The organism is Stenotrophomonas indicatrix (assembly GCF_002750975.1).
Taxonomy (GTDB): domain Bacteria; phylum Pseudomonadota; class Gammaproteobacteria; order Xanthomonadales; family Xanthomonadaceae; genus Stenotrophomonas; species Stenotrophomonas indicatrix.
The window spans coordinates 4,047,252-4,060,230 of record NZ_PEJS01000001.1 but is presented as its reverse complement, the minus strand read 5'-3'; the positions used below and the strand labels follow the sequence as shown (position 1 = coordinate 4,060,230).

Here is a 12,979-nt window from a genome sequence, read left to right as displayed (position 1 = left end):
CGGAGGAACAGACAGATGGACATGATTGAACTGGATGGCGGGCACGGAGGCGGACAGCTGCTGCGCTCGGCACTGACCCTGAGCCTGTGCACCGGCACCGGCTTCACGCTGCACAACATCCGCGCGATCCGGCGCAAGCCGGGGTTGATGCGCCAGCACCTGACCGCGGTGAACGCTGCGGCGCGGGTCGGCAACGCCTGTGTGCACGGTGCAGAACTGGGCGCTACCTCGCTGCGTTTCGAGCCGGGGCGGGTGAGCGCCGGCACCTACCACTTCGCGACCGGCAGCGCCGGCTCGGGCACGCTGGTGCTGCAGACCGTGCTCCCCGCGCTGTGGCGCGCGCAGGGGCCCTCGCAGCTGCGCCTGGAAGGCGGTACCCACAATCCGCTGGCACCCAGCGCGGATTTCATCGCGCAAAGCTATCTGCCGGCGCTGGGCCGGATGGGCGTGCAGGCGTCGATGCAGCTGCTGCAGCACGGTTTCCATCCAGCCGGTGGCGGCGTGATGGAGGTGCAGGTGCAGCCGTGCGCGGCGTTGCAGCCGCCGTCGTTGGAGGTGCGTGCACCGTTGCAGGCGATCGAGGCACAGGTGCTGATGTCCGGCCTGTCCAGCGGCATCGGTCTGCGCGAACTGCAGGTACTGGCCGAGACGCTGGGCGTGGACCCGCACCCGCGCAACGTGCAGTCGATACGGCCGGCGCTGGGACCGGGCAACGTCGCCCTGGTGCGCGTGCGTCATGGTGATCACGTGGAGGTGTTCAGCGGCCACGGCGAGCGCAGTGTCTCCGCCGAGCAGGTCGGGGCGCGCCTGGCCGGGCAGGTCAAGCAGTACCTGGACGGGACCGGTGCTGTTGGCGAGTACCTGTCCGACCAGTTGCTGCTGCCGATGGCGCTGGCAGGCGGCGGCGCGTTCACCACCCACGTGCTGAGCGATCACCTGGTCAGCAATGCGCGGTTGATCGAGAAGTTCCTGCCGGTGGAATTCGACTGGCAGCCGCACGACGGTGGCTGGCGGGTGACGGTGCAGGCCTGAGTGCCCGCCGGGCGTGGCCCGGCGCTACCGGAGCATTCCAGTCGCCTGTCGATCCTGGGCGCGTCGGCCGATCATGCCGCGCTGCGCAGGCATCGCTGCGCGCTGCCGGATTGATCCTGCGCAAGGCACGATCTCCACACAGGCTGTGTAATGGTGTCGTTCCCACTGGCTGGATCACCGCGGAGCCCCACCATGTACAAGCGCATCCTGATCGCCACCGATGGCTCGGAGCTGGCCGACAAGGGCCTGGCCAAGGGCCTGGAGCTGGCCAAGGACCTCAACGCCGAGGTCGACATCGTCACCGTCTCCGAGCCTTGGGCCGTCGGCATGTACGACGCCATGGGCTGGAGCGTGGGCTACATGAACAGCCCGGAGTACAAGGCCGACCGCGAGGAAGGCGCGCAGAAGGTGCTGCAGCCGGCCCTGGCCAAGGCGGCCGAGCAGGGCATCGCCGCCAATCCGGTGCATGTGCTGGACCGCTACGCGGCCGACGGCATCATCGAGACGGCGGGCCAGCGCAACAGCGATCTGATCGTAATGACCTCGCACGGCCGCCGCGGCGTCACCCGCGTGCTGCTGGGCAGCCAGACCGCCGAGGTGCTGGCGCGCAGCACGCTGCCGGTGCTGGTCATCCGCTGATACGGAAGCGTTCCCGGGGAGGGGACCCGACGCCGGCCGCAGGATGCGCGCCGGCGTTGTTTTTTATCGGCGGCCCGAAGAGCATCCACGCATGGCGTGGAACTACTCCAGTTCACCGTCAAAGATCCACGCCATGCGTGGATGGGGCCACCGCAATGCCCAGTAGAACCACGCCATGCGTGGATGGGGCCACCGCAATGCCCAGTAGGTCCATGCCATGCGTGGATGGGGCCACCGCAATGCCCAGTAGATCCACGCCATGCGTGGATGGGGCCACCGCAATGCCCAGTAGATCCACGCCATGCGTGGATGGGGCCACCGCAATGCGCAGTAGATCCACGCCATGCGTGGATGGGGCCACCGCAATGCCCAGTAGATCCACGCCATGCGTGGATAGGGCCACCGCAATGCCCAGTAGATCCACGCCATGCGTGGATAGGGCCGTGCCGATCGCCTTGATGGGGTCAGAGCCCTTTCCCGGGGAAAGGGATCCGACCCCGGCCACATCACCAGCTGTACAGCTTCCAGTACACCGGCGACACGCCATCCTTGTCATTGTCGAAGCGGCCATCGCCGTTCTTGTCATACATGTAGAACGGGGCGCCGCGTGCCGGCGTCACCTTGACCATGCGCAACTGGCCGGACACCCGGTATTCCTCGATGGTGTCGCCGTTGTCCATCGTGCGCTTGGAAACATCGGCGCCCTTGACGTCCACCGGGGGAGCGCCCGCGCCGCCCATGCTGGCGCAGCCAGCAAGCAGGAGCAGGGAAGCCAGCATCAGGGTCTTCATCGGCGGGGCCTTTGCCTGGAAAGAGCCTTGATTATGCCCCAACGCCGCGTCGCTGCCGTGTCGCCGCGATGCAGGAACAGGCGCGTAGAATCGACACATGAGCAGATTAGTCCTGATCGACGGGTCCAGTTACCTGTACCGCGCGTTCCACGCGCTGCCGCCCCTGTCCAATGCACAGGGTGAGCCCACCGGCGCGCTGTTCGGCGTGGTCAACATGCTGCGCTCGACGCTGAAGGAGCGCCCGGCCTACGTCGCCTTCGTCGTCGATGCCCCCGGCAAGACCTTCCGCGATGACCTGTACGACCAGTACAAGGCCAACCGCCCGCCGATGCCCGATGAACTGCGCAGCCAGGTCGAGCCGATGTGCCGCATCGTCGAGGCGCTGGGCATCAGCATCCTGCGCATCGACGGCGTGGAGGCCGACGATGTGATCGGCACCCTGGCCCTGCAGGGCGTGGCACAGGACCTGAAGGTCACCATCTCGACCGGCGACAAGGATTTCGCCCAGCTGGTCCGGCCGGGCATCGAACTGGTCAACACCATGACCGGCAGCCGCATGGATTCGGACGCGGCGGTGATGGACAAGTTCGGCGTGCGCGCCGACCAGATCGTCGACCTGCTGGCGCTGATGGGCGATACCGTGGACAACGTGCCCGGCGTGGAGAAGTGCGGGCCGAAGACGGCCGCCAAGTGGCTGGCCGAATACCAGCATCTGGACGGGGTGATGGCAGCGGCGCCGACCATGAAGGGCAAGATCGGCGAAAACCTGCGCGCCGCGCTGGAGCGCCTGCCGCTGAACAAGGAGCTGGTGACCATCCGCACCGACGTCGCGCTGGACGCCAGCCCGACCACGCTGGCCCTGCGCGATCCGGATGTGCCCACCCTGGGCGAGCTGTACCTGCGTTACGGCTTCACCCAGGCATTGAAGGAGCTGGGCGGGCCGGTACCGGCGCCTGCAGTGGCCAACGACGCGACGCCGAGCCTGCGTGGCACCGCCGCCGGCTTTGCCCGTGGCAGCGCCGAAGCGCCGCCCGTCGGCGAGCTCGATCCGGCGCTGTCGGCGCCCGGCGAGTACGAGACCGTGCTGACCACCGAGCAGCTGCAGGCCTGGGTTGCGCGCGTGCAGCAGGCTGACCTGATCAGCTTCGACACCGAGACCGACGCACTGGATGCGATGCGCGCGCGCCTGGTCGGCATCAGCCTGGCGGTGGAGCCGGGCAAGGCCGCCTACATCCCGGTCGGCCACGATTATCCCGGCGCGCCGGCACAGTTGCCGCTGGCACAGGTGCTCGATGCGCTGCGGCCGGTGCTGCAGGACCCGGCGAAGAAGAAGCTGGGCCAGCATGGCAAGTACGACCTGCACGTGCTGCGCCGCCATGGCGTGGACGTGCAGGGCTACCACGACGACACCATGCTTGAGAGCTTCGTGCTCAATTCCACCGCCACCCGCCACGACATGGATTCGCTGGCCCTGCGTTACCTGGGCTACAACACCATCAAGTTCGAGGACGTGGCAGGCAAGGGCGCCAAGCAGATTTCGTTCTCGCAGGTAGGCATCGACGAGGCCGGCCGCTACGCCGCCGAAGACGCCGACATCACCCTGCGCCTGCACCACGCGCTGCAGCCGCAGCTGCTGGCCGAACCGACCCTGGACAGCGTGTACCGCAGCATCGAGATGCCACTGGTGCCGGTGCTGGCCAGCATCGAAGCCAATGGCGTGCGGATCGACACCGACGAACTGCGCCGGCAGAGCCAGGACCTGTCCTCGCGCATGCTGGCCGCGCAGCAGAAGGCCACCGAACTGGCCGGGCGCAGCTTCAACCTGGATTCGCCCAAGCAGCTGCAGGCGGTGCTGTTCGACGAGCTGAAGCTGCCGGCGGTGGTGAAGACCCCCAAGGGCCAGCCCAGCACCAACGAAGAGGCGCTGGAGGCGATTGCCGAGCAGCACGAGCTGCCCCGGGTGATCCTCGAGTACCGTGGCCTGGCCAAACTGCGCAGCACCTATACCGACAAGCTGCCGGAGATGGTCAACTCCGAAACCGGCCGGGTGCACACCAGCTACCACCAGTCCGGTGCCGCCACCGGCCGCCTGTCCTCGTCCGATCCGAACCTGCAGAACATCCCGATCCGCACCGAGGATGGCCGCCGCATCCGCCGTGCGTTCATCGCCCCGGAAGGCTTCCAGCTGCTGGCGGCCGACTATTCGCAGATCGAGCTGCGGATCATGGCGCATCTGTCCGGAGACCCGGGCCTGGTGCGGGCCTTCGAGCAGGGCGCCGACGTGCATCGCGCCACCGCCGCCGAGGTGTTCGGCCGCACCCTGGAAGAAGTGACCAGCAACGAGCGTCGCGCGGCCAAGGCGATCAACTTCGGCCTGATGTACGGCATGAGTGCGTTCGGACTGGCCCGCAACCTCGGCATCGACCGCGGCCAGGCGCAGGATTACGTGGCGCTGTACTTCAGCCGCTATCCGGGCGTGCGTGACTTCATGGAGCGCATGCGCGAGCAGGCCCGCGAGCAGGGCTACGTGGAGACCCTGTTCGGTCGTCGGCTGTACCTGAACGACATTCATGCACGTAACCAGGGCCTGCGTGCTGGCGCTGAACGTGCGGCGATCAATGCACCGATGCAGGGCACCGCCGCCGACATCATCAAGCGCGCCATGGTCGATGTGGACAAATGGCTGCGTGACAGCGGCGCACCGGCGCGGATGATCCTGCAGGTGCACGATGAACTGGTGTTCGAAGCCGAGGCCGGTTTCATCGAAGAACTGCGTAGCAATGTCGTGCAGCGCATGTCGCAAGCGGCACAATTGCGGGTGCCGTTGGTGGTCGATACCGGTACCGGCAGCAATTGGGATGAGGCGCACTGAGTCGCATTCAGGCCGAAAACGCCGTGAATTCGTTCATTTGCATGATGTTTCTGACTCAAACATGAATGTTTCCCTGATGGGTGCTTATTAAATTGGGCCCCTTCACGAACCGTTAGTGTTCGGAGTGCTTCTATAACTCCCGACAGGCGCAATGCCTGTCGTGGATCTCTCCCATCCCCTGGAGCAGATCTCGGAACGGGGGCTCCTCCCCAAGCGCCCGTTCCCCGGCCCCGTTGACCTCCCCCTGGTCAGCGGGGCTTTTTATTTGTGCGCTGCTGCGCCACGCTGGGCCACCGCCCAGCAGGGAAACCCGCAATGCCCGATCTGTTCGACTTGGCGATGCCGTGGTGGGAATTCATCCTGCGCGCGGTGGTGGTCTACGCAGTCGTGCTGGGCATGGTCCGGCTCAGCGGCAAGCGCGCGCTGGGTCAGGTCACCCCGTTCGACGTGCTGCTGATCGTGCTGCTGGGCAACGCGGTGCAGAACGCACTGCTGGGCACCGACACCTCGCTGGCCGGCGGCCTGCTGCTGGCCGCCACGCTGATCCTGCTGAACTATGGCGTAGGCTGGATCACCGCCCGCAGCCGCCGCATGGAACGGCTGATCGAGGGCGAACCGGTGGTGATCGCGCGCAACGGCAAGCTCTTCGACAGTGTGCTGCGGCGCGAGCTGGTCAGCCGCGCCGATTTCGATGTCGCCATGCGCCAGCAGAGCTGCATCGGCGTGGAAGAAGTGGAACTGGCACTGCTGGAAACCAACGGCCACATCACCATCATTCCCAAGCGCAAGGACGATTGAGCGGGTGCGGTCGATATCGAGCTTGCCCGACCGCCTGTCGCCTCGGCCCGGTCCCGGTAGTGGTCGAGCTTGCTCGACCGCTGTGGGCGCCACACATCACACCCAGTCGCGCGGCACCAGGTAATCGGCCAGGCGTGCTTCGGCGCTGCCTTCGTCGGGGCTGAAGCCGTACTCCCAACGCACCCGCGGCGGCAGGCTCATCAGGATGCTCTCGCTGCGCCCGCCACTCTGCAGGCCGAACAGCGTGCCACGGTCGTAGACCAGGTTGAACTCGACGTAGCGGCCGCGGCGGTACAGCTGGAACTCGCGCTCGCGTTCGCCGTAGGGCGTGTCCTTGCGCTGCTGCACGATCGGCAGGTAGGCATCGAGGAAGCCATCGCCGACCGCGCGCAGGTAGGCGAAATCGCGTTCGAAATCGCCGTGCAGATCATCGAAGAACAGACCACCCACACCGCGCGTCTCATTGCGGTGGCGCAGGAAGAAATACTCATCGCACCAGCGCTTGTGCGCGGCGTAGCGTTCGTCGCCGAACGGTGCACACAGATCGCGCGCCACCCGATGCCAGTGCTGCATGTCCTCGTCGAACGGGTAGAACGGGGTCAGGTCGAAGCCACCGCCGAACCAGCTGGCCACCACCTCGCCGTCGCGCTGGGCCTGGAAGAAGCGCACGTTGGCGTGGGTGGTCGGCACGTAGGGGTTGAGTGGGTGGAACACCAGCGACACACCGGTGGCGCGCCACGAGGCACCGGCCAGTTCCGGCCGGTTGGCCGAAGCCGACGGCGGCAGGCGACTGCCCGCCACATCGGAAAAGCCGATACCGGCCTGCTCGAACACCGCGCCATCGCGCAGCACGCGGGTGCGGCCACCGCCACCTTCGGCGCGCTGCCACAGATCTTCCTGGAAGCGTGCCCGGCCATCTGCGGATTCGATCGCTGCACAGATGCGGTCCTGCAGGTCGGTGAGGTAGGCGCGCACGCGCTCGAATTCGTTCATGGCGCGTACTTTACCGCAGCGCCGTGCCTGCGCTGGCACGCGCCCCGCAGGTCGGCGACGAACCGTCACGCTGGTAGCGGGCGAAGCGGGCCCAACGGTCGTTGCCTACAAGATCGCCATTGGCCAGCTGCCAGAACACGTGGTCCTCACCTTCCTCGTTCCGCACCCGGATGGCGCCCTCGCGCATGACCGCCGGCTGCCTGCCGGACGCATCGACCTTGACCTGGGCGTCGTCGCCGAACACCAGGGAGTGGCCCTGCGCCGCATAGCGGCCGCAGGGCAGCGTGGCCACGTCCACGATGACCAGGTCTGCGCTGCTCAGTGCGGCCAAGGGCGCGACGCTGCTGCAGGCCTGCGGGTCCCGACCGATGCTGCAGGCCAGCTGCAGGGCATCGCGGGCCGGCAGCAGGCGCGCCGATGCCCACAGCGCCACGGCCGCGGCATGGCAGGAACTGGCACTGGGATGCTTGCGGCACAGCATGCTGACCTCGTCCAGCCGCGCTGCCGGTAGCGGCACGTCGCGCGGGATGCTTCGCGCCACCGAGAACGCCCAGGCCGCATCACGGACCCGGCCCACCGCTTCGGCCTGTTTGCATGCTTCTGCGTCGACGTCCGTGCTGCCACGCTGGCATGCCGCAGGTTCAGCAGGCTCCTCGCGATTGCTGGCCAGGGCGATGTCGAGCACCAGGGCATTGCGGGCGTCGCTGCGATAATCCTCGATCAAGCGATTGCAGCCGGCCGGCACGCCTTCACGGCACCACTGCCGCCAGCGCTCGGGTCCGGCCACTGCCATGTCATCCATGCAGCTGGCGATATCGGCGCGGCAGCTGCCCGCTGCGAACACCGGTGACGCCTGGCAGACCGCCGTGCTTTCCAGCGTGTAGTAACGCTCTTCGCCGGCCAGCGCGTGGCCCTCGTCGATGATCTGCAGGACCTCGATGTCGCCGGTGGCCAGGTTGGCCAGCATCAGCACGTCCTCCAGCTGCTCCAGGTTGTAGGGCTCCGGGGCCGCGCCGGGGATGAGGCGGGAGCCCTGCACTGGGCTTTCCACCGTCAGCCGGGTGCCGCTGTCAGCGTCCTTGAAGGTGCCGCACAGCAGTGGTTGCGCGGATGCTGCCGGGCCGAGCGACAACAGCAGCGCGGCGATCCACCCGCGTGACAGGTGGCCGCGGTGGGCAGTGGAGGGGGGCATGCAGGAACTCCTTGCAGAAACGGTACGTGGAACGATGGTCATCATCGGCGGGCAGACGGTGCGGTATCACGGGTGGGCGCAGCCTTGCAGCGCACAGCACCCGGCTGCCGCTGGTAACGCTGGTAGCCGGTCCAGGCATCCATGCCCAGCAGGTCGCCATTGGCCAGCAGGCGCAGCACATGATCGCTGCCGTGGTCATTGCGCAGATGGATGGCACCGTCCAGCAGTCGCACCTGCGAGCGCTGGCTACCGATCGTCGCGTGGCCATCGTCGCCGAACGCAACCGCATCGATCGTGCCGCCGTCGGCCCGGTACAGGCCACAGGGCGGCTCGGTCGCATCGACCAGGCGCAGCGCGGCACCGAGTGCCTGCAGGGGCTCGACCCGTTCGCATGCGCTGTCGCGACCGCTGTCGCAGACCACCTGCAACGCCTGCACGGCCGCCTGCGGATCGCGCGCATTCAACTGCTGCTCGGCCACTTCGGTGCAGAAGCGGCCAGCGCGCTGCTGCAGGCACAGCTGCTGCAACTGGTCGCGCTGCGCCGCCGGCAGTTCCACCCACGCTGGATCGATGCCACGGGCGAACGCCTGGCCGCTGGCCTGTGCCACGGCGGCGGCCAACGCGTCACGACGGGCATCACGGCAGGTCAGCACCTCCTCGCGCTCCGCATCGGTGGTGCAGGGCGCCGATGCGGCGGTAGCCAGCGCTACGCCCTTGGCAGACGCGGCGGCGAGGAGCGCATCGTCCACGTAGCCCAGCAACAGGCCGCTGCAGGCCGCGCCCACGCCCTGTTGGCAGGCGGTCAGCAGCTGCGGCGGCGTCGCCGCGTGCAGGCGAGCCATGCAGCGGTTCGCATCGGCCAGGCAGCTGCCGGCGGCGTTCACGGCCACCGGCTGGCAGACCGCCGGTGCACGCAGCTGGTAGTCCTGCAGCGTGTCGTTGATGCGTCTGCCATCAGCACTGGCAGTGAGCGCTGTTGCCACGCCGTCATCCAGGTTGACCAGCACCAGGCCGTTGCCATCGCGTTCGATCTGCAGCGATTCGAGATCAAAGCCCGTCGCCAGGCGACGGCCCCGGTTGTGCGAGTCGATCACCAGCGCGGCATCATTCTGCGCATTGACGTACCGGCCACATCGCAGCGGCGCGGGCGTGGAAGCGGAGGCTGCGGCCGGCGCCGGCGGGGTGGCCAGCAGCAGCGCAGTGACGGTCAGCAGCATCCGGAGCAGGGCAGGCATGCGACATCCTTGTCGAAGGCGGAACGCGGGAGGGGAGTCAGCGGAAGCGGCAGCGGATGTCCGGTCGCAGCAGGCGCCAACCCAGCCAGCCCTGCAGCCCCGCGAACAGCACCGAGGTGCCGACCAGTGTCAAGGTGAACAGCACACGCTGCACCTGCAGCTCATGCTGCGCCGTGGGGTCGCTGGCAAGCAGCGCGATCAACACCAGCAGCAGGCGATCCATCCACCAGGCGATCACGAAGTTGGCCAGCGCGCTCAGGCCCAGCATCCACACATAGGCCCACAGGCCCCAGCGTCGCTCGCGCCACAGGCCCCAGCTGGCCAGGGTCGAGAACAGGCAGAGCAGGGCAACCAGCAGCGAGGTGGCCGCCGGGTGTTTCAGCATCCACCACAGGCTGCCGTCGAGCTGCTGTTCCCATGCCAGTGTCACCAGCGTGGTCCAGAACCCGGTGCGGGCCAGTGCCGCGGCCATGAGCGCCTGCGCGAGGAAATAGAGGGTGACCAGCAGGCTCAGCCAGAACGAGCCCTGCGCCACTGCGCCGACCCAGTTGCTGGGTGGCGGTGGGGCAGGTGCTGGAATCGAGGGAATCGAAGCTGACATCCGTTGTCCGGGTGAGCGATGCCCGCCGGGTCAGCGGGCCGTCGCCAGGGCAGCGACCGCCGGCAGGATATGGTGTTCACTCAAGGGTGCCAAGGGCTGGCCGTGCGGCGGCTGCAGCGGCACCCAGGCCAGTTCGGCGATCTCCGCACGCGCGCACGGCTCACCTTCGATCCACACCCGCCAGGCCTGCGCCTGCACGCGATGGCCGGGCTCGTTCACCGCCCAGTCCTCGAAACTCCCGAGTGCGATGGCCGAAGCGGTGTGCAGCTGTACACCCAGTTCCTCGTCCAGTTCGCGTGCCAGTGCCTGCAGGGGTGCCTCGCCCGGGTCGGGCTTGCCGCCTGGCTGGATGAAGCGGCTGGCACCGTGCTTGCGCACCACCAGTGCCCGGCCACGGTCATCGAGGATGACCGCGGCCACGATGTGGATCGTGGCCGCGGCAGCACTCACTTCAGGTTCTGCTCGAACAGCTTGAGGATGCGCTTGTACTGGTCCAGCCAGGAATCGGCACGCACGTAGCCATGGCGCTCCAGCGGGTACGGCGCGATCGACCAGTTGTCCTTGTGCAGCTCGATCAGGCGCTGGGTCAGGTTCACCGAATCCTGGAAGAACACGTTGTCGTCCATCATGCCGTGGGCGATCAGCAGGTTGTCCTGCAGGTTCTGTGCGTACTCGATCGGCGAGGACACGCGGTACGCCTCCGGATCGATGTCCGGGGTGTTGAGGATGTTGCTGGTGTAGCCGTGGTTGTACTGGTGCCAGTCGACCACCGGACGCAGCGCGGCGCCGGCCTTGAACGTGCCCGGCGAGCGGAACAGGGCCATGAAGGTCATGAAGCCGCCGTAGGAGCCGCCGTAGATGCCGGCGTGGTCACGGTCACCCTGCTGGGTGTCGACCAGCCAGTCCAGGCCGTCCTTGTAGTCTTCCAGCTCCGGGTGGCCCATGTTGCGATAGATCGCCGTGCGCCAGTCGCGGCCATAGCCTTCGCTGCCGCGGTAGTCCATGTCCAGCACGATGTAGCCCTTCTGCACCAGCAGGTTGTGGAACATCTGCTCGCGGAAGTAGGCCGGGTAGCGCTGGTGCACGTTCTGCAGGTAGCCGGCACCGTGCACGAACATCACGATCGGGTACTTCTTGCCGGGTTCCTTGTTTTCCGGCTCGTAGTACTTGGCCCAGACCACGCCGGCGCCATGCTTGGACGGCACCGCCACCAGCTTCGGCTGGATCCACTGGCGCGCCTTGTACTCGGCGGTACGGGTATCGGTCAGCACGCGCGCCTGGCCAGCGCCGGTACTCGGCACCACCGCCAGCTGCGCCGGCAGGTAGGCGCCGGAATAGCGCACCAGCAGCTGCTGGCCATCCGGCGACAGCGAGAAATCTTCCACGCCATTGAGGCTGGTCAGCTCGCGCACCTGGCGGGCAGCGGTATCGACCGCGCAGACTTCGTAGTCATGCGGGGCCTGCTGGTTGCACAGGAAGTAGAAGCCCTTGCCGTCGGCCGACAGCACCGGCGCCGAGGTTTCCCACTTGCCGCTGGTCAGCGCCTGCGGCTTGCCGCCACCGGCCTGGGTGTACAGGTGCGAGAAGCCGGATTCCTCGGACAGCAGCCACAGCGTGCGGCCATCGGCCATCCAGCCGAAATCGTTGAAGCCCCAGTTGATCCAGGCGTTGTCGGTCAGCCGGTGGCGGTTCTGCACGCGGCCGTCGGCGGCAGCAACGCTGACGATCCAGCGGTCCTTGTTGTCGTTGGCGCGCAGCATCACCGCGGCCTGCTGGCCGTCAGCGCTCCAGCGGATGCCACCGCCCATGAAGTCGCTCATCACCTGCACGCTGCGGTCGCCCTTCAGTGCGTCCTTGCCGGCCTTGCGGCGCAGCTCGGCCAGCGGATCGGTGCCGATGCCCGGCAGGCTGGACAGCGACAGCTTCTCGGCCTTGCCGCTGCGTACATCCACGAACCACAGAGTGTGCGGCTCGAAGCCGTTGCGGCCGACGCGCTGACGGGTGTCCTCGGTTTCCTCATAGCCCGACTCGGTCACGTACAGCGGCATCTTGCCGCCGCGGCCGTCATCGAAGTCCTTCGGCTTGGTGGTCACGATCAGGTGGCCCAGGTCCGGCGACAGCACGCTGTCGACGATCTCCACGTCGGCACCCAGGAACACCGGACCCGGTGCGCGGGTCGGGTCGGCCTGGCGCCAGCGCTGGTCCTGGTCCTTCAGCGCCTCGCGCTGTTCGCGGTCGCGGCGCAGGGTTTCCAGCGTGCGCAGCTGCTGGTCGCGCAGCACGTCGGCCTTCGGCGGCGTGCTGGGATCCTTTTCGGCTTTCAGGCTGGCCACCTGCTGCACGCCGCTGGCGGCGGTCCAGTGGAACCAGTTCTGGCCGACGCGCCAGATCACGCCGTTGTCGGCGGCGAAGTTCACACCGCTGGCGCGCTCGTTGCTGCGGGTCAGCTGGGTCAGTGCGCCGCTGCGCAGGTCGCGCACGAACACGTCGCCGTTGCGCACGAACGCGCTGCGCGTGCGGCTGCGGTCGTACACCGGATCGGCCACGTCCAGGCTGCCGCGCTGGTCATCGGCCACCTGCGCGGCCACGCCACCGGCGATCGGCTGGCGGAAGGTGTCGCGCACCGGGCTGCCGTTGCGCTTGAGCTGGTACTCCACCTGCTGGCTGTTCCACGACCACCAGGCCTTCTCCACCGGCGGACCGATCCAGTCCGGGTCGGCCATGGCCTGTTCGATGGTGATCGGTGTCGGCGCAGCCTGCGCGGCCGGAGCGGCCAGCACGGCAGACAGCAGGAGGGACAGGGGCAGCACTCGGGACATGGGCGGA

Annotated in this window: 11 protein-coding genes; 4 read left to right on the top strand and 7 right to left on the bottom strand. The window is 67.7% G+C overall.

Annotated features, from left to right (window positions below):
* The first annotated feature begins 15 nt into the window (after positions 1–15).
* Positions 16–1,032 (top strand): RNA 3'-terminal phosphate cyclase, encoded by a 1,017-nt coding sequence (gene rtcA / locus CR918_RS18755; RefSeq protein WP_099844152.1) that lies wholly within the window; start codon positions 16–18, stop codon positions 1,030–1,032.
* Positions 1,033–1,224: 192 nt separating this feature from the next.
* Positions 1,225–1,671, top strand: coding sequence for a universal stress protein (locus tag CR918_RS18750; protein ID WP_099844151.1), 447 nt, complete (start codon positions 1,225–1,227; stop codon positions 1,669–1,671).
* A 506-nt stretch (positions 1,672–2,177) separates the two neighbouring features.
* On the opposite strand, the gene CR918_RS18740 is transcribed toward CR918_RS18750, so the two are convergent.
* Positions 2,178–2,462, bottom strand: a complete 285-nt coding sequence (locus CR918_RS18740) for a DUF2782 domain-containing protein (RefSeq protein WP_025878043.1) — start codon at positions 2,460–2,462, stop codon at positions 2,178–2,180.
* 97 nt (positions 2,463–2,559) lie between these two features.
* On the opposite strand from CR918_RS18740, the gene polA reads away from it, so the two are divergent.
* Together polA and CR918_RS18730 are read left to right on the top strand one after the other, a co-directional pair.
* The gene (gene polA, locus CR918_RS18735; protein ID WP_049466689.1) at positions 2,560–5,334 is read left to right on the top strand and encodes a DNA polymerase I; all 2,775 of its coding nucleotides are present in this window, start codon (positions 2,560–2,562) and stop codon (positions 5,332–5,334) included.
* A gap of 315 nt (positions 5,335–5,649) precedes the next feature.
* A complete protein-coding gene (locus tag CR918_RS18730) occupies positions 5,650–6,132 on the top strand; it encodes a DUF421 domain-containing protein (RefSeq protein ID WP_025878041.1) in 483 nt (160 codons plus the stop codon).
* A gap of 96 nt (positions 6,133–6,228) precedes the next feature.
* Here the strand turns inward: CR918_RS18730 and hemF are convergent, their stop codons facing one another.
* The 6 genes from hemF to CR918_RS18700 are packed head-to-tail and all read right to left on the bottom strand — an operon-like array spanning position 6,229 to position 12,972.
* Positions 6,229–7,125 carry an oxygen-dependent coproporphyrinogen oxidase gene (hemF, locus tag CR918_RS18725; protein ID WP_059065612.1) on the bottom strand — a complete coding sequence of 299 codons (897 nt, stop codon included), beginning with the start codon at positions 7,123–7,125 and terminating at the stop codon, positions 6,229–6,231.
* A gap of 10 nt (positions 7,126–7,135) precedes the next feature.
* Entirely contained in the window at positions 7,136–8,317 is a 1,182-nt protein-coding gene (locus CR918_RS18720; RefSeq protein ID WP_099844147.1) for a hypothetical protein, read from the bottom strand.
* Positions 8,318–8,358: 41 nt separating this feature from the next.
* Positions 8,359–9,552 carry a hypothetical protein gene (locus CR918_RS18715; protein WP_099844145.1) on the bottom strand — a complete coding sequence of 398 codons (1,194 nt, stop codon included), beginning with the start codon at positions 9,550–9,552 and terminating at the stop codon, positions 8,359–8,361.
* A 37-nt stretch (positions 9,553–9,589) separates the two neighbouring features.
* The gene (locus tag CR918_RS18710; protein WP_033832530.1) at positions 9,590–10,153 is read right to left on the bottom strand and encodes a hypothetical protein; all 564 of its coding nucleotides are present in this window, start codon (positions 10,151–10,153) and stop codon (positions 9,590–9,592) included.
* 30 nt (positions 10,154–10,183) lie between these two features.
* A complete protein-coding gene (locus CR918_RS18705; RefSeq protein ID WP_059065604.1) occupies positions 10,184–10,603 on the bottom strand; it encodes an NUDIX hydrolase in 420 nt (139 codons plus the stop codon).
* Complete coding sequence (locus tag CR918_RS18700) at positions 10,600–12,972, bottom strand: S9 family peptidase (RefSeq protein WP_025878031.1); 2,373 nt, start codon at positions 12,970–12,972, stop codon at positions 10,600–10,602. Before CR918_RS18700 ends, CR918_RS18705 begins: the two co-directional genes overlap by 4 nt.
* Positions 12,973–12,979: the final 7 nt, after the last annotated feature.